This window comes from Streptococcus mitis, from assembly GCF_002860865.1.
GTDB classification, from domain to species: Bacteria; Bacillota; Bacilli; order Lactobacillales; family Streptococcaceae; genus Streptococcus; species Streptococcus mitis_AT.
Genome location: NZ_PKIE01000003.1, coordinates 19,161 through 44,635, shown reverse-complemented (window position 1 = coordinate 44,635; position 25,475 = coordinate 19,161). Strand labels below are relative to the sequence as shown.

The following is a 25,475-nucleotide window of genomic DNA, read 5'->3' as shown; positions in this document are numbered from 1 at the left end:
ACCTCTTTCTATATCTCTAACTCACACTCAATCACTTGGCAAAAATCAATCTTCTCATTTGGCACAAACTGGCGCATGAGCATTCGATGAGCAACAACTACCACAGTCTGGTGTTCTCGATACTTAGACATGCATTCTAGAAAACGAGACTTCATCTCCGTAGCTGTCTCATATTGAATAGGACTATTAGGAAGTAACTCCCCCTTATTTTCTAGAAACATAGTACGAGCTTTTTCAAAATTATCTGTGCCACTTTCATAAACCTGCCATTCATGAAATAATGGCTCCACTCTTAAAGGAAGTCCAGTAACACAAGCCACATAAGAAGCCGTTTCTAAAGCTCTTGTGACTGCAGAAGATATGATTATTTCAGCTGAAGGAAGCAAGGGATTTTTGCTCAGTTTCTGAGCTTGTTGCCGTCCCTTCTCAGACAAGGGCGCCAAATCTATCCCAAATCCCGTATAAGAACGATCCTCTAACTCACGGTAATCTGGCTCCCCGTGACGGATAAAAATAATTTTCATATTAAGACCCCCATAAAACTATCCAATCTTGATTCCGCAATCTTGCCACTGCTTCAGTGTTTTAGAGAATTTCTTCTGGTTGCCAACTCCGACAGCAGACAAATCGACAGAAACCTGATAATTCTCCTTGGTAACTGCCAAAACGGAAGCCTTAACACAGCCATTGCCATCTACCCCTATAAACTCTATGCTTTTAGCACCGTTTTCCTCTAAAAAATCTTTTAAATCTGGATTAGTAAAGCAAGAAGCCCGACGCTTCTCAAAGATACGAGAAGATACAAGCAGCAAGCCGGTCACAAATTTCTTCTTTCTGTCTTTTCTCACCTGTCAAGGACACACGCGCATTCTTGACCTCGGCAACCTCAACCTCTTCTACAAAAGAAGACCAAGATCCACAGTTGGGGCAACGCCCCAGATATTTAGGGGAATTATACCCACAATTTTGACATACAAATGTCGCTTTTTTTTGCGATGATAAACCTCTTTCTATATCTCTAACTCACACTCAATCACTTGGCAAAAATCAATCTTCTCATTTGGCACAAACTGACGCATGAGCATTCCGTGAGTTACAATGATAATAGTTTTATAATTTTTATATTTTTCCAAAGTTCTTAAAAAACGATGACGCATCTCCAGAGCTGTTTCATAGCGATAAGGAGAATCTTCAGGTAAACTTCCTTGATGTTTTAGATAATATTCATGAGCTACCAATACACTAGTTAAATCAGAGTTAGTACCATCTAAGTCTGGACGCCACTCATGAAAAAACGGCTCCACAAATAAGTCCAATCCTGTTTCAACCGCTATATAATGTGCTGTTTCTAAAGCCCTCGTCACAGACGATGAAATAATAATCTCTGCCTTTCCAAAACATGCAGTTTTAGCAACTTCTTTTGCCAGACTGCGACCTTTTCCTGTCAATGGTGCTAAATCACGACCAAAACCACTATAGAGTTGCGGATTTTCAAGTTTATCAAGCATACTATAATCTGGCTCCCCGTGACGTATAAAGATAATCTTCATCTTAGTGTCCAGTTGACCCAAATCCACCAGTTCGAACGCCATTAGCCGCATCTCCATCTGCAATTAAGAAAGGAGCAAATACAGCTTGGACAACACGTTCTCCAACTTCAAGAACAACCTCTTGGTCTGTGATATTCTTCATCTGCGCAAAAATATGCCCTTCATTCCCAGGATTTCCATAATAATCCCCATCAATGACACCAACCGAGTTAATCAAGACCAAGCCCTTCTTACGAGGATTTGAAGAACGATCATAGAGGTATAGAACCTCAGTCGGCTGCATATAAGCCTTAACCCCTGTCGGAACCAATACAATCTCTCCTGGCGCAATAACTGTACGCACAGCAACCTTTAAGTCGTAACCAGCCGCATGCGCTGTCTCACGCTTGGGCAATAAATTTTCATCTGTAAAACTAGAAACCAATTCAAATCCACGAATTTTCATCATCTTCTCTTTTCTATTATCATTTATTCTAGATTATTCTATCTTATTTATTCGGAAAAAGCACGAAAAAAAGAGCACACAACAGTTATAGGCTGTACGATAATTTACACTGTTTCACAATACGTTGAAATTTAGAGCTTTAAAGCGAGAACAAAGTTGACTTTTTACATCATTTTACAGAGATTTACGACACTTTTGCCCCTTTTTCGCCCCTTTCAATCTGGTACATCATAGTTGAATACCCTACGATGTCACGATATTTTCAGCTCATTACTAGGTAGTCTAACAACTCTTTATCTTCCACTTTGAAGTCCAATAAAATCAGTAGTTTTACCGTGTACTCATTTTTCAAAATCGGGACCAGGTAAGTCACACCTATCCAATGCTCAAAACCCCTCCCTATTCTTCAAGAAAACGCTTTTTTGAACAATAGGATTGTAATTCCTGTTTCTAATCGTTCAAAATGCGTGTTTTTGCAAAATAGAAATACAAACTCTAATTTTGTTAACCTCAACAAAATTGGCAACTAAGGGCTTTATAAAGCTATTTGTTGACTTCAACAAGTCAATTTTTCAGGCAAACCATTTATTTTGCTACCGACATTGATGTCGGTTGGTTAGATGTTTTCTTGATTCAGAACAAACAAAAAAACCGCAAGCCTGAGCCTGCGGTTGGTGTACTATATTTTTGGTTTCATACAGATTTTTAGTCAGATCTTTAAGAAAGCAATTCGTTAACTCTATCTTGAACGGCTTGCGCATTATATCCCGCATTTGTTAGATTGTCAAAACGTTCTTGTCCATTGCCCCAAAGGCCTTGAATGACCTCATTGGCTATGGTATTAAGATCTACGGTGTTTCCACCACCTAAAAGGCTATTTACTTTGTCTTGAACCTCTTCGGCATCATAACCTGCATCAGTTAGTCTGTTGAAACGCTCTTGACCGTTCCCCCACAAGCCTTGTAGCACTTCATTAGCTAACGTATCCAAGTCTTTACTAGTATTTTCAGCATTTAAGAGGTCATTTACCTTGTCTTGAACGGCTTGCGCATCGTAACCAGCATTTGATAGGTTATTAAAACGTTCTTGCCCATTGCCCCAAAGGCCTTGAATGACCTCATTGGCTATGGTATTAAGGCTTTTTAGATCGTTTTTACTGATTGAATTATCTTCCTCATCATCTAACAGGACAATATTCTTGTCAAACGGGTTACTTGAATATTGCCACCATCTGATACCGTCCATACTTGGAAAGTATTCAAAGTCAGCTGTACCATCATTTAACCCATAGCCTGCAATCCAAAGACTGTTTGGGAATTGTGAAAGAATTTGCTGATAGTCAATATTATTGAGCGTGAAAGGTTTGTAACTATAATAAATAGGCTTATAACCAGCGTCTGCGATAACCTGCATAAAGCGTAAGCAAGCGTTTGTGTTGGCTTGTGAGTCGTCGCTGGCATGGTCTTCATAGTCAAGCACAAGATACTGAACTTTCTTAGGTACATTATCAAGGAAGTAGCGTGCCTCTCTTTCTGCCTCGTCTACATCTCCACCGAACCACGCAAAATGGTAGAAGCCAATAGGGTTTGATTGCTCTACTTGAGCAGACAAGCAAGGGTTTAAATAGGTCGTACCTTCTGAAATTTTGATAATAGTATTCTGTGTACCCATGTCAGACAAAATACCTGTAATATCGTATCCATTGTGGCTAGACACATCGATGAATAGGTCGTTTTTTTTCATTTGTTTATTTTCCTTTCGTTTTATGGCAATGCATTAGGCCATTGCTCCTTCATCATTGTGCATGATGTAGTATTTTGGTTTTTCGGTCGGACGAGAACCTGCAATTCCATTGAAAATCGTATTATTAATGATTTTGATCATTTCTATTGCTCCTTCCACGCATCATTCATCTGTTTAACTGCTGACTCAACAAATGTGTCCAAGTCCTTGTCAGTCATGCTGATATTGTACTTGCTAAGCTCTGTACGGATTTTAGTTCGTGCTTGCTCCAGCTTCTCTTCGCCTTTATAGCCAGTTTCGGTTGCTACCTGCTCAACCGCATTGACTGCGTTTTTGGCCAAGATTTCAACAATCTTGATGGTCTTTTCTCCACCCTTTTTGACAAGAAAATCCTTAATCGATTTGACTACGATACCAGCTAGGATAGTCAAGATTCCAGTTGCTGAAGCAATAATGATTTCAGTAATTTGTTGCATGTGTTATTCTCCTTTATTTTTATCTTCATCTTTTTCAAGCAAGCGTTGAAACGCTTTTAAAATCGGCTGAAAAAGAGTGACATTTCCTTTTAGTTTGCGATAATTTTCAATGAGCGATTGAAATGTGAATGCGATGTACCCGAGATAAATAGAGTACAAGAATGCGAAGCCTGTCTTCTCGGGCAATAGGACAGACATTGGAATAAGGATCATCGATAAGAGAACCCCTAAAATCTTTCGAAGTAGCCCGTTGATACCAATTTTACTCTTGTATTCAATATCAGGATTGACAATCGCAGCAATAGTTCCTGTCACAAAATCAATAATTTCCATTGAAACAATTAGAGCTAGAGCATACAATACCAAACCATCTTCTGTTTGGATGAGGCTTCTAAAAAAATTGAAAAATTCAATATGCATATCCACCTCCTACTCTTTAGGTTCTACCGTTGGATCCGTCCAGTCAGGATTGCCCTCTTCATCAAATTTCATGATGTAGAACTCCTGATTAAACAAATCTGTTACGTTGATTGTTGTGGTTGTCCCACCCCACTGGTTGAACGCCCAAACGGTTTCAACATCCTTGAATTGGCGACGGCCATTTACAATCACAGGACGCTTTTGAACATCACGATACATATAGAAGTCATTGCTTGCATTCTTGCAACGAATGAACTCTCCGTTTTCTTTCATGTATCGCAAAGCGGTCGCAAGATCAAATGGTTCTGTGATTTTTGTAAGGTCTAGCAAGTTATCTGTGTTTTGAATTGTTTCTGCCATGTCTATTCTCCTTTGTCTGCTGGTTTAGTTTGTTCATCAAGCAGAGCTTCCAGCTCCTCCACTCGTGCTTGAAGTCTTTGATTCTCTACTTCTTTTTCCCTTAGTTGAATCTTCGACAGATTATGTCTGAGCATTAATGCCTTTGAATCAACTAACATGTCATCAAGTGTCATGATTAGGACTTGGTTAAGCTGTTCTTCGTTCATTTTCTAAATTCTCCAATCTGTGTGTTAGTTTTCTATTTTCAAGAGCAAGCTCCTGAATTGCTTTTAGTGCGATATTTAATAATCTAAAATCATCTAATGCTAAAGTTTCACCTTTCTTATAGACCAGTGAACTATCTATTTTTTCTACATCTTGTGCAATCAATCCGACATTTGTATAAGGTTTCTTATATCCAAATTTATCAGTCTTCCAATCAAATTCTTTAAACATCAATTTTTGTACAAAATCTAACGCATTATAATGCGTATCACCAATGTTAGTCTTTAAATTTTTGTCAGATGTAGACCCATCAACACTAATCCACCATGTTCCACTTTTACCAGTCCCATCGTCGACATAAAGCTGGTTACTTCGAGGATCCCAGCCAATAAATCGAATAGGATATAGATTTCGAATAGGATTTTGATATTCAAAATTCGATATGATAGGAACTCCAGAAACAGGAGAACCATTATGCAGATTACAAAGTGACACACGCCCCTTGACGGTAAGCAGTATATCTTCTGTATTGTCTCCAATAATGTTTCCACCATTCCAATTTGGAGAATTGTAAATAAACATTCCTTTAGGGATTCGTCCAAGCTCTCGACCTAATAATTGAACACCAACTCCCTTGCTCGCACTATAGGTCTCAGGGACGTTAATTTGAAGGCCACCTTCTTGAGTAGGTCTCAAGAATCCATTATCACCAATAGTCATTCGACTATTACCTGTTATCGTGGTCCCGTTGATTTCAGTACCTCGGATTGTGCCCCCATAAATACGGTCACCCTTGAGAGTACCTGTCACAATCTGAGAAGCATCTATTGTTACAGCTTTCAAAGCGTTCACAAACGCTCTACTTGCTACCAATTTGTTAGTGATATGCTCGTTTGAGACCATTCTATTAGCAAGAGCTTCGTTAAATACCAGCTTATCTGCCGTGATAGAATTCGTTCGTATAACATCCGCATTCAGAGTCGCGAACGTACCCTCACCAACAAATAATCGCTTGAAGTAACCGTCAATTGCAGTTAATTTATCAGCCAGAGTATTCCCCTCAAGTCTGATAGTCTCTGCTTTAATTCCTGCATTTCGACCTGCTAGATTAAAACCAGCTATGATTTCGTTGACACTGTTCTTATTATGAACTCCCCACGAGCCAGCTAGTTGAGTTTGAACCGTACGAATAGCTTCATCGGTATCTTCGGGAGCTGCTGAATAATTAGACGGAGCTGAACCGCGTTCTATTTTTATCAAACCGTCATTATACATACGAGCTGATACTCTGATGAAATAAGCATTCGTTGGTACAGTGATTTGATTGATATTGTGTTGCTTACCTGTTGTTGTTTTGTAGGCATTCAAGCCTGGTTTGCGGTTATCAATAGGATTTTTATTTTTATCGAAAAATTGCCAAGCGGTCCAAGCCATTCCATTCTCAGGAAGAGTTACCCAGTGCTGGAAGATAATTTTTTCATTTGGATCTACTGAAATGAAATCGGATGTAACCTCCTTTTGTGTAGCATTCGCTACGTAAATGATTCCATTATTTCCTAAAAATCCTTTAGTATGTGTTGAATTTAAGAATAAATTCTGATGTCCCGCAAAAGCCTTGCCAACCTCAACCTGGAACAGCTGATTGGTCATAGCCATACGAGCAACCTTATCCGCAATTCCATTTTCAGTATTGCCTAGAATACGCTCATAGAGCTGGCTGGTCTCTCTTACTCGCTGGAAATCGACTTGGTTAGCCTTACTAGCTACCTGAGATCTGATACTTGCGAATTGGCCGTCTACTGTCTGCTTGTACTGAGCTATCTTTGAAGCAATATCATTGTTCGTCTGCGTGCTTATTGCACTAAATCGACGTTCAAGACCTCTCACGTCCTCTTGATAAGTAGCCTTACCAACATAATCACGAGCGACTAACTCACGAATCGCATTAGCTTGACGAGCACTCTCTTCACGAGTATAACGTTGTAGGGCATCCTGTCGCTGACCATCTTGACCAACATAGCTCTCGACTGCTGACATTTTGGCAGATAGAGCATCAGCTGTTTTCTTGAATTCTGTTTTTGCTAAAGTGATTTCGCTTTTGGCTCCAGAAATCAAATTGTTCGTATCGGTTTTAAGCTTGGCAAATGTCTCGGTCAGACCAGCTACATCTTGTCTGACCTCTGATTTCGTCGCAAATCCGTTCATCTGGCCAGTCATTCGACTAAGAACCTCTGTGGTCGTTCTGCGATACTCAGACGCTTGATTTACCTCGCTTGTAACCGTCCGTTTCAGAGCATCCAAATCGCCTGACAAAGCCGTTTGAGCGCTCGTAGCCTGTCTCTTAAATTCTTCAAGTTTGGCAACAGAATCCAACCCAATCCGCTTGGCTTCCTGAGCGAGTAAGCTACTTGCGCCAGCGTTTCGCAAGGCTTCTTCAGCCCTGCGCTTGGCTTCTTGTAATGGGCCGTTGTTAAAACTGCTAAAGCGCTGGTCGATAGTGTCAGAGAGTTGTCTCTTGACTTCTTCGGCTCTGGCTTTGGCAGCATTGAGACCGTCTGTGAATTGATTGACCAACTCTTCTTTCTGCCTATCAAATGCAAGATCAGCATTCTTGAGTTCTCTGGCTAACTGCCTTTCAAAATCATCTTGAAGTTGTTGAGCTTCACCCTTGACGGCATCACTCACCGCGTTACCTATCGCATTCGCAAGACCTGACTGGAATTGACCGAATCCAATAGATTTCAGCTTCTTGGCCATCGGCGAATAGGTGTACTTGGTGATTTTCTTGCGCACGTCAAGATTGTAGTGCTCGTGGAAGATACTCACAATATCGAACATCTGGACAGGCACGTCACTCTGACCGACAACCTCAAGCTCAAGGCTATCTTCGAGCATATCGCACAATGTTGTTCTGAAATACTGTTTGCCGTATTTTAAGAGGGTTGCTTCATCCACTACGTCCTGATCGTTGACCTCTACAACATCCTCATAAATCTGACTATATTTGTTAATCAGTGGACTATCGACAACCACTTTGTAATGCTTATCGACTGGCTTTTCTCCCTCACCTTTAACGGTAGTCTTGAAGGTAATTCGAGTCTTCAAAGACTTAGTAGATGTCTTGTGTTGATAGCTAGACAGGTTCTTCTTGTACATAAAAAGCGATTCATTCTCTGAACCACCATTTTTTAAAAGTTGAACCTGGTAGCCGTGGCGCACAAGGTCTCCACCCCATTGACCAATAATAGAATGCTTATCTTTCGCAAATGCCTCCATAGCATTCTTAGAATCAATATTAAAGGTATGCCTATCTTCAATATCAGAGAAGAATGAGAACGGATTATCTCGAGTTATGCTTCCAGCGAAGCGACTCAAGGCAGTCGAACCAGTCTGCCTATCCAAAGAAATCGGATTGACCACATAGTTATTCAAGAGAGTGAATACTTGATTAGCATAGACTTGGATATATCCTTGCTGTTTTTCAACCTCAAAAATATAAAAATCCTGCTCGCCATGCAGGTCATCGGCAGTCAAGAAAGTCTCTTCTTTCAGCAATTCCCATTTAGGATCAGATGTAGGGAATCGAAACGTTAATTGATAGGTATTGTTATGTTCCTGGACAATTTCGTCATTGTAGGCCTCATTTAAGGGCGTATTGCCATTTGTAAGGTAAATCATAAGATGTACCTCCAATTCGGTTGAATAGTAATCTTACGAACCGTACCAGTAAATACAAGACCGCTATTTCCTACAGGCAATTCAAAAAATCCCCCTCGTTTTCGTAGAGTGTTTTGAACAACACCTTCGGCATTATAGATGTTTTGTTTCTTGTGTCTACAATCAATCGTAGCTTTACGACTAATATTCAGATACATTGTTTTCTTGCCAATTGTTAACGAGATTTCCCCGTCACCTTCAATTTCAATGACCGGTTCACTATAAATAGATCCTGGATTATTGATAGTGCCATTAGCAGTGAATCCGATAGGTTCGACTGATTTTTGATAACGGAAAGGCTGCATATCTAATTTAATTGCTAATTCCCAGCCGTACATACCTCTTACAGTGATTTCTGTATCTAGTAAATCGGCATAGAAAATAGCTTCTGGTTGGTAGCTAAATTCTAGTTTATTGTCAACTGGTTTAAATTTTTCAACGAATGTTGCTAAATCTGCAAAACGTTCAAAGAATATCCGAATAGTTCTGTCGTAATTTTCAAAAGTACCATCGATAATATTGTAACTTCCGTTTGTTCCATAAAGTTTTATCTGCTCAGAGAAACGAGGGCTTGCATGGATTGTTCCAAAATCCATGACCACACAATGTTTGATATTAGCAGTCGTAAAATCATTTACTTTTAAATAATTTGTCATCACAATCCCTCTCTTCCTATGATATTTCCTTGATAACGATACGAGTTTTCAGCAATTACCTTACCGTCAAGGTAAGTATTGAAATCTTTTTCTAGCAATTTACCTAACAGATTTTCAATACTAGCTTTTAATTCAACCAATTCTCTTATGATTGCTTGATCTTGATTACTTGTGTTGTTTACTGTGTAAACGGCTCTAGCTTGTTCGTTTGAACGGTTAGTAGTATTAATATCTCTGATACGACGTGTTAAATGAGAAAGTTTAGTATCTTCAAAACCAATCCCTTTTTCATAGTTCGGCATACCTAAGCGATTCATCAACGTTCTAGTATCACCGGCCTTCATAACCTTGGTTCCAGGTGGTAGAGGTAAGGTTACGTTACGACCTTCCGGAATAAACGAAGTTCCGTTAGGTAGTGTAATCAATTCCTTATAAAGCGTCCCTCGTTGGTCATTGACCATAGCGAGACCACCAGGGTGATTATCCGTACCTTTGGCATGTTTTTGTGTGAAGTACCTCGTGATGATATCGATATACTTGATGCCAGGCAATGAAGTAAGGGCGTTCCAAACCGTACTGATTACCCCGCCTGTATTGTTGGTAGCGTTGATACCTATTGGACTGTTTTGCTTAACTGCATTTACTGCATTACTCGCAGCACTTGCCTCGCTTTGTGTCTTATTAGACGCATTGATATCAATTGGAAAGTTTTGCTTAACTGCGTTCACCCCAGCACTTGCCGAAGCAGATGGATTCCCTGTTAAATCCGTTGCATTAATTCCAATCGGACTCAATTGCGTAGGCGAATTTACACTTGCGCTTGCAGATTGCGAAGCTCCTGCAGTGTTATCCGTTGCGTTGATATCAATCGGGCTCGTTTGCTTTGCAGAATCAACACTAGCTTGCGCACTTGCAACTCCACTACCAGTGTTATCTGTTGCAGTCAATGATTTGGGATTTGCTTGCGCAAGATTCCATTCCATGATTTTATCAATTGACAAACGGCCGTTGTTCAATACATCGTTAGGATTTAATTTCAAATCTTTAGGAAATGGAGTTGTTGCGTCCCACGTCTTCAAGGTTTCTGTGGAACGAGATACCGCATCTCTGAAATTTTTATCCGTTGCCAAAAGTTCTTTAATTTTAGGAGTTTGAGCATCATAATTTTTAAGAGTTTGCGAAGCAATTTCCACATTGTTCATCACGTCTGTTTTATCCAATAGAAGTTGTTTTACTTCGGCTGGCATACTATTCCAAATTTTGAGATTTTCCTCGCTATCAAAAATAGCTTGCAAGCCTGCTTGATTTTGGACAACGAGTTGTTTCTCTTCTAAACTCATTTCTGACCACTTACCAGATTCAACAAGAGCCTCAGCAATCGTTACTCGGGCATTTGAGTTTAAGTTTGCGTTTTTAACAATGAATTGCAGTTGCTCCCAACCTTCAGCTGACTTGGTAGCTTCTCCGATAACTTCTTTAACGTTGGATTTAACTTCGAAATTACCATTTTCATTGATATTTCCAACCAACAAAGACCAAGCGTCATTTGCTTCTCTTGTCTCTTTGCTCATATCACTAGTATATTTAGCTAAGATACTATGAGAATCGCCCATTTTTTGAGATGCTTCTGCAGCTTTTTGACCAATCATTTCATAGGATAGACCGTATTCCTCAAGGACTTTTTTAGCTTCTTCCCAGTAATTCCAACTTTGGCCAGTTCTAGCTTTAAGTTTTGCGTCAAGATTCTGCATAACCTGGTAATACTTAACCCCTAGTGCTTCCATGGTCTGCTGGTGATTGCTTTCCAAAGCTTGAAGTTTTTTATTGTAGGTTTCTTGGTCAAGAACTTTACCGTCTAAGAGTTGTTTTAACTCGTCTTTTTGTGTTTTGTATAATTGATTTTCTTCTTCAAGAGCCTTTTTCAAAACATCTTTGGAATGATTTAACTGAGTTTCATTTAGAGTATTAATTTCTCCATTTAACGCTTGAATTGCTGCTTTTTGTTGTTCACCAGACAATTCCATCATAGAGATTCTAGCTTTTATCATCTCTCTTTGGTTATTTAAGACGATTTCTTTTTCTTCTTGAGAAAACTTGCTAGCATCTCCATTATGACGTTTATAAATTTCGCTAACCTGATTAGCCATTGCATCGGTATTTGAAACAACTTGCTCATTTTTTGCTCTCATTTTAGCGATTTCTTCATCGCTAAACCCCAACTTTTTAGCTAGTTCTTCCATACGTTGATTGGCTTTTTCAGCACCTGCTGCTACTTCTTCATGAAGTTTTCGAAAAGCACTAGAAACTTTTTCAGCATCTCCAGCGTGTGTTCCGAAATTAGCGACTGCAGTGCTTGTTTCATCAACCTTGGTTTGGAAATCTCTTAAATCTTTGGTAGCAGTATCGCTTAATTGAGAACCGAACTCTTCGGTCTTGATTCTTGCTTCATCTTTCTTGTTACCTAAGTAAACAAGACCTGCTGCAAGCAATGCAGTACCACCGACCAATAAGCCGATTGGATTTGCTAAAGCACCGAATGCGCCAGATAATGCTCCTGCGTTAGACGCTGCGCCTGCTGCTGCAGTTTCAACTGCTCCAGCTGATCCAGCGAATGCCTTCATCGCTCCTGCTGCAAACTTAAAATCTTTTAAATACTTGAGTGAACCACTCAAGAACCCAATTCCTCTAGATAGACCGCCTATAGCTTTAATCAGACCACCAATAGTAGATATACCACCACCTAAAATTTTAAAAAATGGACCTATAGCAGCTAACGCCAATCCCCATTTAATGATGTTCTGTTGTTGTTCTCTTGACATGGAACTGAATTGCTTAGCCAAATCTGCTAGTGTACTTATCCAAGGTTTTGCTGCTTCTAATCCGTCTTTTAGTGCATCTAATAACGGACCTCCAAATTCAATTGCGACATCTGTCAATTGGTTCTTGAGCATTTGGAGTTTGGATTGCATTGTCTCGTAACGTTTATTCGCTTCGTCTGTTAATGCAGTTCCTTTTTCCCATTCACTATTTGCCAATCCGACTGCCTTGCCCATTGTTTCTGCTGCAAGACCCAAAGATTTCAGCATATTAGATTGTCGGATACCTGTTAGACCAAGTTCGTCCAAAATCTTGTTGGTGTCTTTACCTTCTTCTTTAGCTTTACCGAGACCTCTAATGAAATCTTGCAAAGCCTCAGCAGGTTTAGTTCTCCACTTTTCAGCGAACTGATCAGCAGTTGTTCCTGCAGTTTCAGCATAAAGTCTTAAGTCGTTTCCACCCTCTGACACTGCTTTTGAAATAGCAGTCAGAGTTTGAGTCATTGCAGTACCTCCTGCTTCAGCTTCAATACCGACCGAACTCATTGCAGTTGATAGACCTAAGATTTCAGGCGTAGTCAATCCAGCTATTTTACCTGATGCTGCAAGACGATTGGCCATGTTGACAATGTCGCTTTCAGTTGTTGCGAAATTATTTCCCAAACCAACGACAGTTGCACCAAATTTAGCTGACCAACTATCAAGATCATCTCCTGACACTTGCATGATATTACCGATTTTAGCGATAGACGTTGCAGCTTCTTCAGCACTCAAGTTGGTAGATACACCAAGGTTAATCATGGTTTTAGTGAAACCTTCGATTGAACCAATCGGTACACCCAACTGCCCTGCCGCTTCAGCGACTGCAGCAATTTCCGTAGCACTAGCTGGCATTTCTTTTGCCATATTCCGAATGCTAGCACTTAATTTTTCAAATTGTTGAGGCGTTCCGTCTACTGTCTTTTTAACACCAGCAAACGCACTCTCATAATCGATCGCTGCTTTCAGAGCTAATCCTGCTCCAGCTACAATAGGGGCAGTCACACCCTTGGTTAGAGCCGAACCGAAACCAGATACGCTTTCACCAACATTTTTGAATTTATTACCCAATTCTTGTGCACTCTTACCGAATTTAGTAAACGCACTATCGTCTATGTAGGCTTGTCTCATAGATTTAGCCAACTCTTCATAACGGTTTTTCAACTCAGCTACTTTAGCAGCAGTTGCAGTCATACTAGTACCGGCTTCAAGCAATTTCTTTTTCTGCTCATCACTAGCCGTAGAGACATCGTCAATACTAGCTTTTAATTCATTATATCGTTCACTTTTGTGACTCAATAATTTTTGGTAATTTCCCAAAGCAGAACCAGTTTGATCCATAAGGCTCTTTAAGTTGGTGACATTCTTGCCAGCGCCCTTAAAGTTATTTTCCATAGCTTTTAGGGAATTATCGACGCCTTTTAAGTATGTCTTCAACCTTCCAACGTTCGATTGGAAAGGAGCGACATCTAAAGTAGCGGTTGCGACTAATTCACCAATATTACTTGCCATTTACTCTCCTTTCTAACCAAAAAGGAATGGAAAGGCCTTATCAAGGGTAGTCTCTTCTTCCTCTTTGCTATTTTTTATTTCTAAAGCCTGCACCATCAAATCGAAATCAGAAAGGCGCATGCTCTTAATATCATGGATTGTATATCCTTGACTCATTAATGATTGAACCCAAGTTAACAAGTTTTCTTGTGCTTGTTTAGGAGTCAATCCTTTTTCTTCTTTTTTCCTTTGGTAGTCTCTTTTTCTTCTTGCTTGCCACCTAATGCAGCTAAATAGAGGTCATTCAAGGTTTCAAGAGTTTCAACACTTGCGGTTTTCAAATCTTCGGCAGCAAACTGCTCACCGTACATTTTTACAAACATATCAAGATAAGCTTCGTTCAATTCACGGTGTTTAGCTGGGTTTAATAAATCCTCTTTTGCTTCATACAAAGCAGTCTGACGGACTTGATGTTCTAATGCCAGTAAATTATCTTCGACATTTACATAGTCTTTAGAAAATTCCTTCAAAACACCTGCTTTTTTAAATTTAATTTCAAACATTCTTTTTCCTCATAAATAATAAAGGCTTGGAAAACCAAGCCTCTTATTACTGTTGTTCTAGTGTTCTTGTTGTTTCAGCGGTAACTGCTAATTCTGGACTAGCACCGCTTAGGCCTTTGGGAAAACCATCTCACGGAATTTAGTTTCTTGGAACTCAGGATTATCTTCACGACCAACGATAAGAACCAATCCTTCTTCTTCGTTTCCACGGGCTACGAAACTTCCTGACACTGTATCGTTCTTAGGATCTGGTGAACCATCTTTAGTTTCGTAATCCATCCCTGGAAGCGAGAATTTACCTTTAAGCAATCCGATCCAAATTTTCTTACCGTCTTCTCCAGTTGTTTTGAAAAGACAAGCGATATCTTGAGGAGTAAGTTTCTTGCTATACTTCTCAATTCCGCTTTCCACTTCAATTCCGTAGAAATCCTTACGAACATCACTTGGTAGATCTAACCAAGCCACTTCAAGAGTTGTACCTGTGATCCCAGACGACAATACAACGTAAGGTCCATCATCTGCAGCAATTGTTTTCAATTCATTTGTGATATCAATCTTTGCGGTTTTCAAACCAGGGATTTTTTTAGTGGTTGGAACCAGATTCTTATCTGTTACAACACCATACTCAAATCCGCTCAAACCAAATTTTACTTTAGACATTTATTTAATTCCTTTCTTTTTCGAGATCTTCCCAATCAAAAAAGCGATATTTTCGGACATTCATTAATAATCCAATATCGCTATCCATGTATCGGGGTTTCTCATTAGCTGTGTAGCGTTCAAAACCGTTATTTTCTAGTATCGTATCTAGTCTTTTGTTGATGTTATCTGCTTGTTTAGCATTCTTACACCAAAAATCGATTGTGATACGTTGTTCCATTGCAATTACTCTATCGTCTGCATACTCGTGAGGTATTTCGTATGTAGAGTAAATTCTTGCAAAAGGAGCAAGTTCTTTTCGTTTCATGTTGATTGGTTTCTCAGGAATATCATAAGTAAAAATACCCTGCTTATATTCCTTTGGAAACGCCTTGCCTCTGAATTGATTAAACAATTGATTCAGAGGTTCATCTTCTATCAAAAGTTTATACGCTTCTGTTTCAGCAATCATTTACCTAACACCCCCTTCATCTTTTGTAGATAGATTTCTTTTGCACGAGGAGTCATTGCATTTATTGTTTTTTCCTCAAATCCTTGAGACTTTTGATAAATTGTTCCGTCATCTGGAAATCTAGCACGCCAACCTGTTGCACGACCGTATCCGATATCTTTTGACGGTGCATCACCACCGCTTTTGAAGTTACTGATTTTCACATCTTCCTTCATTCTATAAAGAGTTTCTTCTTTGTAGACCGGGGTGTTCGCTTCAAGTTCTTTCTTGAACTCTTGCGCAACTTCAGTCACAGCCTCGCGAGCAACACGAGGTGCTTTTGCTTCAAGTATCGTAAGATTTTTAAGGCAAAGATCCAATCCTTTCGTCATGACATCATCACCCCTGCTATTAAATCAAACTCTTTATTCGCATAATCTCGTTCGATTGCGACGATTTGATACTCACATCCATCAAAATCAATATGACAAGAATTATCAAAAGGTAATTTTGGGAGATGGCGAATCAAAAACGTTTTAGTATCTTTGTGTTCGAGTAAGCCACTTGCTTTCGTGACAGTTGCGTTCTCACGAAAATCTTTGATACTTGTTTTTGATACTTCTGCCCAGCATTTATACAAGCATTTCTTTTTGAAAGTTAATACTTCCCCATCTTCATTCTGTTCACCTACTTTTTTAAAAAAAGTAATACGAACATTCATTTTACGAGTTCTCATCCACTTCACCTCTCGTTCTAAGCTGATGAATGATATTTAAAACACCGTTAGCCAATGGATACCGCATGGTATCCGCTGACATTCCACGATGTTCGTATTCTTCCTTCACTTGCTTCTTTACTGCCAGACGGAACTTGGCATAACCTTGCAAATCTTTAGGTTGCAAGTCATTCCCGATTGCGAAACAAATTTGCTCTCTGGCTGCTTCAATCATCTCAATTAGTAAATCATCTTCAAAATCATAATCGATTTTGCAGTACAACTTGACTTCTTCTAAAAAGTCGAATATTTCATTATCCATATTTCTAACCTCCAATCAAAGCTAGTAGTTGCTCTTTCGATTGTGAGGCTGTGTAAGAAATACCTTTGCTATCTAAATAAGCCATGATTTCTTGTTTGGTGTTACTTGCGGTTGGTACGATTGATGTTACCGCTGACCGTGAGACACCCCCGCCAACTGGGGGCGTATTAGGGCATAGTTACAAAGTAACCAGCTTTTGCATCAGCTTTCTTAACATCAAAGCGAACAACTGCTTGCAAGTATTGACCATAGATTTCGTTATCAGTCCAACGAAGTCCAAGGTCTACACGATCTGCAAATAGCACACCACGTTGGATATCACCTACAAATGCTTTAGCTTCACCAGCTTCTCCAAGAACTGTATCAGCAACTACAAATACTGGATGACCAAGGAAAACTTTACCTGATGCAGAAACAATAGAGTCTTGAAGCAAGTAACGTCCATTTTTGTCTTTCATTGTATCCAATTTTTGGTAGAAACTTTGAGAAACTACAAATGACACATTGTAAGCAGGGTCAAGGTTGACATTCAAGATAGCCTTGATAGCATCTAAATCCGCTGCTTCTTTTGCTTCAAATGTTTTCAAAATACCACCGATTGCGTCGTTTGTGGTGTTGACTTTGATTTGGGTAGCTGCCTCAGCGACAATAGCGAGCAAGTCTACATCTGCATCGTCAATTGCTTCTTGTGAAAGTGGAATAGCACCACGGTAAGTCTTAACTTTCCAAGCGACATCTGTAAATTCTGGCTTCGCAAGAGCTGGGTTCTTTTCCAATTCTTCTACGCTTGCCATCTTAGATGTAGCTTGTTTAAGAATTGGGTATGAACCTTCACCCTTAGATGCTTTGTGAATTGTCACGAATTGTTTAAGGTCAAGAACAGTCTTGACTTCACGGATTGGTGTAGTAACAATTTCTTTGCTAGTTACTTTTTCAGTCCCTGTTTTCTTCAATCCATCAGTGGATGGATTAACTGCCTCATTCATAGGGACAAGCACTTCATCCTGACCTTCAAAACGAAGATCCTCATTTCGAATGCGACCTTTTGAACGAATAAATTCATTTACAGATTCACGATAAGATTTAGTTTCTTCTTCAACTTTATGAGCTTGTCCAACAGTTTTAACATCAGAACCAACTTCTGCAATTTCATATGCTTTTAGATTGTTCTCAGCTTCTGCTTTTTGAGATTTCAAAACATCGATTTCAGCACGCACTTCACGAGCTTTCTCGAGGTCTTCGTTGTTCAAAACAGATTTTAATTCTTCTGTTTTAGCAGTAATTTCAGCACCAATATTCATAATTTGTGCTTTCAGTTCTTTCATTTTTTCTTTAAACATACCTTTAAATTCTCCTTTTTGGGTATAAAAAAAGAGCCTATAGCCCTTTTAGTAGTTCTTCTTTTTCCAACTCTAGCTTCATCGCTTCGATTTCGTTCTTACGATTCGATTTATTAGCGAAGAAGTCATCAATAACAGCTTGTGGTAACATTCCTGTCCCAAAGCTTGCAACAGCTTCACGGTCTTCAAAGTTCATTACTTCATCAGCAAAACCCTTTTCAACCGCTTCTTCAGCACTCATGAAGGTCTCATTCTTCATCATGTCGATGATAACGGACTCTTCAAGACCTGTTTTAGATACATAAGCATTAACGATAGCTTGGTCGCTAGCCTTCAAAGCGTTTGACGCTTTGTCCAAATCATCGCTATTGCCTGAAACCCATGGTAACAATGCTTTATGGATCATAATTTGAGCAGTTGGGCTGATACGCACCGAATCCGCTCCCATGATTGCGACGCTTGCAGAACTTGCAGCCATACCAGTAACTTCAACAGTAACTTTACCTGGATAGGAACGCAATGAGGTATAAATTTCACTTCCAACTGTTACCAATCCACCGTTGGAATTAACTTCCAACACGATATCGCTACCGTCTTCCGGAAATGCATCAACAACAGATTTAGCACTAACCGCTTCCATCCCAAAATAATCATATACTTCTTGTTGATTATTCGAGATCAGCGGACCCTTCATCTTGATTCTCTTCGGCATTTCTTGTCTCACCTCCTTTCATTGCTTGATATTCTTCTTTTTTATCTAAGAAGACATAGTTCAAACTAGATAGATAGCGGTCCATATTTGGGTCCGTAGAACGTTCTTTACCAAGTTCAATGAGCGCTTGGTTAGGTGTTAGGATTTGATTATTAACAAGCTTAACCAACTCTTCAACATTGCGTCCTGTAACGCTACGAGTATCAAATTCAACACGGTATTTCCTACGTTCATCATCATCTAGCACTTTCAACCCTAACTCACTAGTAATTGCGTCAAAATAAAAAGGAAGGTCGTTAGTAACGTAATCTTCCGTCAATTGAGCGACAGACTGGTTTGGGCTGTTCACTCCTAATTTAAAGCTAGGAACTCGCAAAGCTTTGGCGATTTGGGCAGTTGAAAAGTTATTTGACGTAATCAACTGCAAGACATTTGTATCAATTTCAAGTGGCGTATACTCTTGAGTATCATCAAATACTAACGGACTTCCACCAGTCGAGCCTTCACGCATTTTCTCGAAGTCCATACGTGCTTTCTGCCTAGCTTCACCGTTCAACTGAGCACCTTTCAACTTGATAATCCCACTTGAAAAACCATCACGGAAAAACTTAATTAAGGTGTTAATTCCGCCATTTTGGAGACTGATTTCATCTCCAAGAGATAACAACGGAGAGCGCCCAAGTATCGTGTCGTGACTAAAGAATTTCCAATGAATAACATCATCCGAGTGACAACGAACCTCTTTACCACTCAGTTGGTCACGAAAAGTATAAATCAACTCATGGTCATTTGTTTCTTCAACCGTCGTTTCAGACGGTCTAAAAAACTGAAACTCCATTGCCTTTCCAGTCGCTGGATTTCTAAGAATACGGGAGAATGAATTACCAGTCAAGATAGTATTGACCGTCATTGCGAATTTCCACTGTCTTGCCGAAGCATTACCAGTCGATTTCACATTTAGAAGATAATTCATATTCTCATCTATCTCAATATTCCCCATTAAATCTTTTTTTAGCAGAGGAAAACGCGCCACATCACCAGCGATAATAGATACTGCAGTCAAGACATCACTATTTTTTAAAGCCTTAATACCAGTATATTCAGGGCTTGAATTGGCAGATACCACAGATGATATATAGTCGTCATAAGATAATTTTGACGAACTCAAAGATTGAAAAAAAGCCATTAGATTCTCACCTCCTTTCTATTTTTGGGTACAAAAAAAGCACTCAATTTTCTTGAATGCTATTTCTTCCTAATTCTTAACTCTATATCGTAACGTATCGGATAACTTGTATCAACATCAAAAGAACCTCCTGTTCCTATGACTTCACCCTCGATAATGTAATCATCATTATTTACGTATTTTTTCAAACCTTTGTTATAACGTCTGTCAATATAACCTACAAAATAACCCTCAACCATTACTTTTATCGCATTCTCATCTGCTTGATTAGTTGGTTCCGGAACAAGTTTAAAATTCTTTGTTTTTACTATTTCATGATAAAACATATCATCTTCATCTTCTGGGATACCAGCTAATTTGCGAAACGGGACCTCTCCTTCTTCTCGGTATTTAGTCCCCTTTACGAATAACCTACGTCCATAAATATAGTCTTTTTCTAATTCCTCTTCAAGTTTACCCAACCACTGTTGTATCTCAGATTTTTTATTTAATAACGGTTGAATCCTAAAGCTATAGTCTCTTGCCCCAAACAAGAAAGCGAGAAAACCTTTTTTACTCTCTTTAACAAGTTGGTCTACTTCTTGGTCAATCTCTTCTATCTGGTTTCTGTAATCAGATATTCTTTCCAGCAACTGAGTTTTGTATGATTTTGGCATAAACACCCCTCCTATTTAAAGGATATTATAGCTCATTCATTTAGTTTTATCAATATATAAAGCAAGCAAGCATAGAATAATACCTGTAGAGATATAGCCATATACTTCACCTATCAAGAAAATACCGTAGATGAAGAAAGATAATCCAACTAATAGCAAGATTGTATGTATTTGATTTAAAAATCTCAAAACAGCGAATCTCCTTTCAAAATTTTCTCATTCGTCCAGTATCCTGTACCGTCAAATGGTTCTAAATAACAAGCAGCATACGCATCTAAAAGAGCGTCCAAAGGGTCGATTTTATTGCTATTTTTATTCTTATCAATCCTCATACCATTGTTATCAACACGAGTATAAGCGTTATTCACTGCCATAGTAAGCAACTGATTTCCGCTATGCTTTATCTTTCCTAAACGGATATCATCACGGAATTGTTTAGTAGGCATATTCAATACCATTGTTGTTTGTGGTATTTGTGTCAAAGGCCATTCAGGATGTCGTTTCTCAATCATGGTCAATAACGAACCGAACTGATAAGGGTCGAAATAAATACCCTGCAATTCCCAATCATTCTCATAAACCATTTCTTCAATCTTCTCAAGAACACGCTCATCATCGATAACCCCACTTTCAAGAGTAGTAATCTCGCATTCGCCCATTCGCTCCAAATTGGTATAAGAAACACCGTCTCGTTTTTCTTTAGCAATCAGACCATACTTGGTAGCAACAAACGAAAAGCTATCCGCATACCAGTAATCGTCCATCATGACCATTGGAGAAATGGAGAATAAGTCACTTGACCTACCTACGTCAACACCAATCCATACTCTACGTTTTCTAGTATCTGGTTTATCGATTTTAGCCTTAGACCAACTTTCTTTATCCATGTAAGACTCTTCAGAGGATTGCCTCCACATGTTGAAATTCTTGATTAAAACTTCATTGACCGTACCAGTTTCTAGTGACGTCTTGCGACGTTTACGAAGATAATCCATCATCTTTTCGTGAAGCGCTTCGACTTCAAGAATTGGATTGGATTTTATCCAATTAGCCTCGTCAGCTATCTCTTCCTCATTGTCTTGTTCTGCAATAAAAGCAAAATAACTATCATCTATCACATCTCCGTCCAAAATCTTCTCGATATATGGATATTCGATTGTGTGCATTGGAGCATTTAAGTTCATACCAGCTGTTGAGATTATCAAAATCAACGGATTATCCAACTGACCTTGCCCAGATTCTAGCAACTCAATCATCTCATTAGTTTTAGATGCTGCAAACTCATCCAAGATACCAACGTATGGTTCAAATCCATCGACCGCTCCAGTATCTCGACTTAACGCACGAACATAACTCTCATCATTCAAATTACGAAGTTCATCACGCACGATTTTAGTTGCTTTTCGAATATCTTCATCTTGCGCTCTCAGAGCATCTAACTGCTTACGGATCATATCGTATGCGATACGGGCTTGAGAACGGTCGTTGGCAGTACAGAATAGTTGTCGGCTCATAGAAGGGTTCCGACCAAATAAAAACTCGTACAGGGCAATCCCTGCAACGAGAATAGTCTTCCCGTTCTTTCTGGCCAAACTGATTAGAGCTTTTTTAAATCTTCTTATCGATGTGTCAGACTTTCTTCTCCAACCATACAAACTCGATAAAATGAATTTTTGAAAATCTGCCAGTGGATATGGTTTGCCAGTTTTGACATCTGGGAGCATTTCAATGAAATCTATCGGATTTTTTGCTTTGTCAGGTAAGTAAATATATGGAAAGTCTTCATCATCCATACGCTTCAAATCTCTTAAATGTCGCTTGCAAGCTTTTATAACTTTCTTGCTGGCTATGATTTCTCCACTTACGACTCTTGAAGCATACTGATAAGCTACGTCTTCCACACAATCACCTCCTAACTACCAAATTTATCAAAAATACTCTCTTTCTTTTCTTCAACCTGTGGCACATACAATTTCATGCGACTGTCCACCGTCAATCCTAACTGAGATGCTGCTTTCATCAAGTTAGTTGTGGCACGCTCTAATGTATACAACATTTTGTTTGGAACTACCGAACCTTTTTCATTCTCGTAGACATAACCTTTTTTCTGCAATCCGCGAGATATCTCTTTGTAGACTGCATACCAGGTGCAGTAGCTCTCTAAAACGGCTCTGTCTAGATTTCTTAGGGGTAGCTTTCGCAGATCGTTGATGACTCGTTTATATTCTGCTTTCGCAATCGGATCGAAGTGCTTTGGCGGTGTTAGTTGTAATGCATCCAAACCATCCGAAGCCTTCTCCTGTATACTTTTGCGAGCTATTTTCTCTTCTTTGGTCATGTGCTTTTTGTTGCTTTCGACAACCTTCATTTTCCGTCCCATTTCTGCCTCCTTTACACCAAATTTTATAACTTCCAATATTTCAAAAAGGGAATTTTTCGTACAGAAGAGGGCAGCGTTCCTGTTCCCGAACGTTATATACCCCCGTAAGAAATTGAAGGGGGTATTTCCGTACAAAAACCGACCGATTCCTTAGCAATTCCCTTACCTCAGCTAGCTCAATATCGTTTTTTTATATTAAAATTTCTCTTTATTTTACACAAGGTTGACAATAAAAGAACTAAAAAGAATATCTTTCTTTGATTGCTTTCTTGTCATTACATTTCTTACAACTTGCTTGAAGATTATTTCTATCTAATCGTCTGGACCAATCTTGTTTAACACTGATGATATGGTCAGTCATTGTCGCTTCATCTCCACACATCGCACAAACATAATCAGACTCAAGCAACACTTGCTTACTTGTTCGCTTCCAGATAGATGAATTATAAAACCTCTTGACATCCTTGTCATACTTCCAACGAGTACGATTGTATTCAGTATACTCATTGTTTCGTTGATCATAGTCCACCGAGGTTCTTCTGCCTCCAAATATTGTAAGTTTTTGCGGTTTCATCATTCCCTCTCTTTCAAAGATAACAAAAAGCCACACGTTTGTGTGACCCATTGTAAGACCTCTCATAAGAACAACAGGGCTCGAACCTGCAACCAATAGATTAAAATTCTACCGCTCTACCACTTGAGCTATGTTCTTACTGCAAGCAGACTACAGACTTGCGTGTTAATTAGTAATCAATTTGAAAGTTTTCCTTTTTTTATTTTTTTGTAGTCATTTAAAACCTCTGAGGGAATCAAACCCTCTAGCTTATAACTTATCCGGAATATAATTAGCTACGCAATCATGCAAGGTCCAGTCGATAAGCCGACCTTCTAATAAGTTAATGAGTGATATGTGAATTCTAAACCTACTGCCTACCCCATTCTGGGACACAAACACTCAATGGAGAGTGTGGGATTTGAACCCACGGACCGCACATAGGCGACCACCCGTCTAGCAAACGGGCGCATTCAACCTGACTCTGCCAACTCTCCATGTTAAGGGAAGACTTACTGCCTTACCCTTAATTCTTGATACTACCATTTTAACAGATTTTAGACTTCATGCCTGTACCATTACTATCATTTACTATCATTTACTATCAATTCCGTAAGAATGACATCAAGTTCATTTACTGCCTGTTTCTTCAAGCGATAATAAGTAGGAGAGCTCATGCCTCCCATGCTGTCACAGATGTCATCAACATACATTTTATTGATGTAGGTCATCCTCAATACTGTTCTATATTTCGGATTTTTCAGCTTGTTAATCAATCTGCCAAGCTCAAGTTTCCTATTGATAACCTCTTTAGTATCCTGCTCTATAGCCTCTTTCATCACTACCAGCTGTGTATAGACATCATCAACTTTTCTGGTCTGGCCACCTTGGGCTTTGACATCAGTCCACTTTGGACTTGAGAGCAAACCTGCCTCAAGCTCATTGATTTCATCTATACGGCTTTGGATGTCCATGTCTAGATCCTGCAGCTCTTTCAAGAGCTCTTTAGCCTTGTTCACTCTCTGTCTCCTTTGTGATATAATAATAGTGTGTTAATTATAGCTGAGGCAGAGAGTGTCTTAGCTTTTTTTATTACCAGGTTATGTGAATTTTCTTGTTAGAAACGAAATCTTGTCCAGTGAAAAAATTTTTAGATAGATAAAGCTTATATTTGACAGTAAAGCCAGCTCCTAATAATTCTCTTAACGCTTCCAACGTTCTTTCATCTCCTAATCGATTCCTGAGATATTCGTCTCTAACTGACCAAACATCGATTAAATAACCTGTATAACCTTTTTGAGCAGAAGTTTTTAGTTTTTGTTCTAGGTTATATTTCTCAAAATATCGCTCGAACCATTTTGAGTGGCTTTCTGAGCTTAATTGCTGCACTTCATCAAACAACGTCATTTTAACCCCAATCTTTTATTTTTATAATCTTGAAATTCCGTAGTATTCATAGCCACAATATTCAGAGCAGAAACCGTATGTATTAAAATATTCATCAAATACTCCAATTTCGCTATCGCATACAGGACAATGCGTCCTACGGTATCTTTCTTCTTTGTTCAGACCGTTCAAAATTTTCTTTTTGCGTTGACGTTTATTCATAGGTAGCCTCCTACGCTTTCACTACTGGGAAATGAATGTCGCCAATCACTAGGGACCCTACGCTATAATAATAGCCGTTATGTTCTGCCTCACAGTTGGCAATAGCTACAGGGTTCTGATTGTGGAAGATAGTTACTTTGTTTTTATAGCCCGTTCCCCAATGGTCAGGGATTTCTTTAGGTTCCCCAATTTCAACATCAGTAATCACAGCATCAAGTGATACATCTTGGAACTCCCCACCTGCTGAGGCACAGCAATCACTTTCAGACATCTCGATAGTGACCTCTGTGCCATCTTCAAGTAGCAGAAAGTCTTTGTCCCATTTCACGATACGCTTATAGAGTAACAACTCTTTAAGTTCTTCCAGTGAGCCGTATCTTGCATTTCCCCAATCAGGCTCATAGTAGTTTGGTAGTTTAATAGTTTCTGTCAT

At 39.2% G+C, this 25,475-nt stretch carries 30 protein-coding genes, 2 tRNA genes and 2 pseudogenes; all 34 read right to left on the bottom strand.

What is annotated here, in order from left to right; genetic code table 11:
- Nucleotides 1-8: 8 nt before the first annotated feature.
- Nucleotides 9-524: a histidine phosphatase family protein gene (locus CYK18_RS06255; RefSeq protein WP_101785669.1), complete on the bottom strand. Its 516-nt coding sequence runs from the start codon at nucleotides 522-524 to the stop codon at nucleotides 9-11.
- Between the two features lie 18 nt (nucleotides 525-542).
- A pseudogene (locus tag CYK18_RS06250) lies at nucleotides 543-845 on the bottom strand (isochorismatase family protein); the annotation flags it as partial.
- Nucleotides 841-1,014 (bottom strand): annotated as a pseudogene (locus CYK18_RS06245) (DNA repair protein RadA); the annotation flags it as partial. The pseudogenes CYK18_RS06245 and CYK18_RS06250, both read right to left, overlap by 5 nt.
- Entirely contained in the window at nucleotides 1,011-1,550 is a 540-nt protein-coding gene (locus CYK18_RS06240) for a histidine phosphatase family protein (RefSeq protein WP_101785833.1), read from the bottom strand. The pseudogene CYK18_RS06245 and the gene CYK18_RS06240, both read right to left, overlap by 4 nt.
- A 1-nt stretch (nucleotide 1,551) precedes the next feature.
- Nucleotides 1,552-1,995 carry a dUTP diphosphatase gene (locus CYK18_RS06235; protein ID WP_101785668.1) on the bottom strand — a complete coding sequence of 148 codons (444 nt, stop codon included), beginning with the start codon at nucleotides 1,993-1,995 and terminating at the stop codon, nucleotides 1,552-1,554.
- 262 nt (nucleotides 1,996-2,257) lie between these two features.
- Entirely contained in the window at nucleotides 2,258-2,398 is a 141-nt protein-coding gene (locus CYK18_RS11270; protein WP_419991810.1) for a DUF7720 family protein, read from the bottom strand.
- Between the two features lie 314 nt (nucleotides 2,399-2,712).
- Entirely contained in the window at nucleotides 2,713-3,738 is a 1,026-nt protein-coding gene (locus tag CYK18_RS06230; protein ID WP_101785667.1) for a GH25 family lysozyme, read from the bottom strand.
- 143 nt (nucleotides 3,739-3,881) lie between these two features.
- A complete protein-coding gene (locus CYK18_RS06220; RefSeq protein ID WP_101785666.1) occupies nucleotides 3,882-4,214 on the bottom strand; it encodes a phage holin in 333 nt (110 codons plus the stop codon).
- Between the two features lie 3 nt (nucleotides 4,215-4,217).
- Entirely contained in the window at nucleotides 4,218-4,634 is a 417-nt protein-coding gene (locus tag CYK18_RS06215) for a phage holin family protein (RefSeq protein WP_101785665.1), read from the bottom strand.
- Between the two features lie 9 nt (nucleotides 4,635-4,643).
- Nucleotides 4,644-4,994, bottom strand: a complete 351-nt coding sequence (locus CYK18_RS06210; RefSeq protein WP_101785664.1) for a hypothetical protein — start codon at nucleotides 4,992-4,994, stop codon at nucleotides 4,644-4,646.
- 2 nt (nucleotides 4,995-4,996) lie between these two features.
- Complete coding sequence (locus tag CYK18_RS06205; RefSeq protein ID WP_101785663.1) at nucleotides 4,997-5,200, bottom strand: hypothetical protein; 204 nt, start codon at nucleotides 5,198-5,200, stop codon at nucleotides 4,997-4,999.
- Nucleotides 5,181-8,876: a phage tail spike protein gene (locus CYK18_RS06200; RefSeq protein WP_101785662.1), complete on the bottom strand. Its 3,696-nt coding sequence runs from the start codon at nucleotides 8,874-8,876 to the stop codon at nucleotides 5,181-5,183. The genes CYK18_RS06205 and CYK18_RS06200 overlap by 20 nt, the downstream gene beginning before the upstream one ends.
- The gene (locus CYK18_RS06195) at nucleotides 8,873-9,571 is read right to left on the bottom strand and encodes a phage tail protein (protein WP_101785661.1); all 699 of its coding nucleotides are present in this window, start codon (nucleotides 9,569-9,571) and stop codon (nucleotides 8,873-8,875) included. The genes CYK18_RS06200 and CYK18_RS06195 overlap by 4 nt, the downstream gene beginning before the upstream one ends.
- Complete coding sequence (locus CYK18_RS06190; protein ID WP_101785660.1) at nucleotides 9,571-13,938, bottom strand: phage tail tape measure protein; 4,368 nt, start codon at nucleotides 13,936-13,938, stop codon at nucleotides 9,571-9,573. The genes CYK18_RS06195 and CYK18_RS06190 overlap by 1 nt, the downstream gene beginning before the upstream one ends.
- Before the next feature lie 12 nt (nucleotides 13,939-13,950).
- Complete coding sequence (locus tag CYK18_RS06185) at nucleotides 13,951-14,145, bottom strand: hypothetical protein (RefSeq protein WP_101785659.1); 195 nt, start codon at nucleotides 14,143-14,145, stop codon at nucleotides 13,951-13,953.
- Complete coding sequence (locus CYK18_RS06180) at nucleotides 14,142-14,480, bottom strand: hypothetical protein (RefSeq protein WP_101785658.1); 339 nt, start codon at nucleotides 14,478-14,480, stop codon at nucleotides 14,142-14,144. The genes CYK18_RS06185 and CYK18_RS06180 overlap by 4 nt, the downstream gene beginning before the upstream one ends.
- Before the next feature lie 108 nt (nucleotides 14,481-14,588).
- Nucleotides 14,589-15,140 (bottom strand): major tail protein, encoded by a 552-nt coding sequence (locus CYK18_RS06175; protein WP_101785657.1) that lies wholly within the window; start codon nucleotides 15,138-15,140, stop codon nucleotides 14,589-14,591.
- A gap of 4 nt (nucleotides 15,141-15,144) precedes the next feature.
- Complete coding sequence (locus tag CYK18_RS06170; RefSeq protein ID WP_101785656.1) at nucleotides 15,145-15,591, bottom strand: hypothetical protein; 447 nt, start codon at nucleotides 15,589-15,591, stop codon at nucleotides 15,145-15,147.
- Nucleotides 15,588-15,962: an HK97-gp10 family putative phage morphogenesis protein gene (locus CYK18_RS06165; RefSeq protein ID WP_101785655.1), complete on the bottom strand. Its 375-nt coding sequence runs from the start codon at nucleotides 15,960-15,962 to the stop codon at nucleotides 15,588-15,590. Before CYK18_RS06165 ends, CYK18_RS06170 begins: the two co-directional genes overlap by 4 nt.
- A complete protein-coding gene (locus CYK18_RS06160; protein ID WP_101785654.1) occupies nucleotides 15,959-16,306 on the bottom strand; it encodes a head-tail adaptor protein in 348 nt (115 codons plus the stop codon). The genes CYK18_RS06165 and CYK18_RS06160 overlap by 4 nt, the downstream gene beginning before the upstream one ends.
- On the bottom strand, nucleotides 16,293-16,607 hold the full coding sequence (locus CYK18_RS06155) for a head-tail connector protein (RefSeq protein WP_101785653.1): 315 nt from the start codon (nucleotides 16,605-16,607) through the stop codon (nucleotides 16,293-16,295). Before CYK18_RS06155 ends, CYK18_RS06160 begins: the two co-directional genes overlap by 14 nt.
- A gap of 167 nt (nucleotides 16,608-16,774) precedes the next feature.
- Entirely contained in the window at nucleotides 16,775-17,947 is a 1,173-nt protein-coding gene (locus CYK18_RS06150) for a phage major capsid protein (protein WP_101785652.1), read from the bottom strand.
- Nucleotides 17,948-17,984: 37 nt separating this feature from the next.
- On the bottom strand, nucleotides 17,985-18,659 hold the full coding sequence (locus CYK18_RS06145) for a head maturation protease, ClpP-related (protein WP_101785651.1): 675 nt from the start codon (nucleotides 18,657-18,659) through the stop codon (nucleotides 17,985-17,987).
- Nucleotides 18,616-19,845 carry a phage portal protein gene (locus CYK18_RS06140; RefSeq protein ID WP_101785650.1) on the bottom strand — a complete coding sequence of 410 codons (1,230 nt, stop codon included), beginning with the start codon at nucleotides 19,843-19,845 and terminating at the stop codon, nucleotides 18,616-18,618. The genes CYK18_RS06145 and CYK18_RS06140 overlap by 44 nt, the downstream gene beginning before the upstream one ends.
- Nucleotides 19,846-19,904: 59 nt before the next feature.
- The gene (locus CYK18_RS06135; protein WP_101785649.1) at nucleotides 19,905-20,501 is read right to left on the bottom strand and encodes an HIRAN domain-containing protein; all 597 of its coding nucleotides are present in this window, start codon (nucleotides 20,499-20,501) and stop codon (nucleotides 19,905-19,907) included.
- A 185-nt stretch (nucleotides 20,502-20,686) separates the two neighbouring features.
- Complete coding sequence (locus CYK18_RS06130; RefSeq protein WP_101785648.1) at nucleotides 20,687-22,402, bottom strand: terminase large subunit; 1,716 nt, start codon at nucleotides 22,400-22,402, stop codon at nucleotides 20,687-20,689.
- An 11-nt stretch (nucleotides 22,403-22,413) separates the two neighbouring features.
- Nucleotides 22,414-22,881: a phage terminase small subunit P27 family gene (locus CYK18_RS06125; RefSeq protein ID WP_101785647.1), complete on the bottom strand. Its 468-nt coding sequence runs from the start codon at nucleotides 22,879-22,881 to the stop codon at nucleotides 22,414-22,416.
- A gap of 238 nt (nucleotides 22,882-23,119) precedes the next feature.
- Nucleotides 23,120-23,455, bottom strand: a complete 336-nt coding sequence (locus CYK18_RS06120; RefSeq protein WP_101785831.1) for an HNH endonuclease — start codon at nucleotides 23,453-23,455, stop codon at nucleotides 23,120-23,122.
- 65 nt (nucleotides 23,456-23,520) lie between these two features.
- Nucleotides 23,521-23,593, bottom strand: a tRNA-Lys gene (locus CYK18_RS06115).
- A gap of 247 nt (nucleotides 23,594-23,840) precedes the next feature.
- Nucleotides 23,841-23,931, bottom strand: a tRNA-Ser gene (locus CYK18_RS06110).
- A gap of 87 nt (nucleotides 23,932-24,018) precedes the next feature.
- Complete coding sequence (locus CYK18_RS06105) at nucleotides 24,019-24,453, bottom strand: DUF1492 domain-containing protein (RefSeq protein ID WP_101785646.1); 435 nt, start codon at nucleotides 24,451-24,453, stop codon at nucleotides 24,019-24,021.
- 73 nt (nucleotides 24,454-24,526) lie between these two features.
- Nucleotides 24,527-24,841, bottom strand: a complete 315-nt coding sequence (locus CYK18_RS06100) for a hypothetical protein (protein WP_101785645.1) — start codon at nucleotides 24,839-24,841, stop codon at nucleotides 24,527-24,529.
- A 21-nt stretch (nucleotides 24,842-24,862) separates the two neighbouring features.
- A complete protein-coding gene (locus CYK18_RS10685; RefSeq protein ID WP_142374381.1) occupies nucleotides 24,863-25,042 on the bottom strand; it encodes a hypothetical protein in 180 nt (59 codons plus the stop codon).
- Between the two features lie 10 nt (nucleotides 25,043-25,052).
- Nucleotides 25,053-25,475: a DUF7448 domain-containing protein gene (locus tag CYK18_RS06095; RefSeq protein ID WP_101785644.1), complete on the bottom strand. Its 423-nt coding sequence runs from the start codon at nucleotides 25,473-25,475 to the stop codon at nucleotides 25,053-25,055.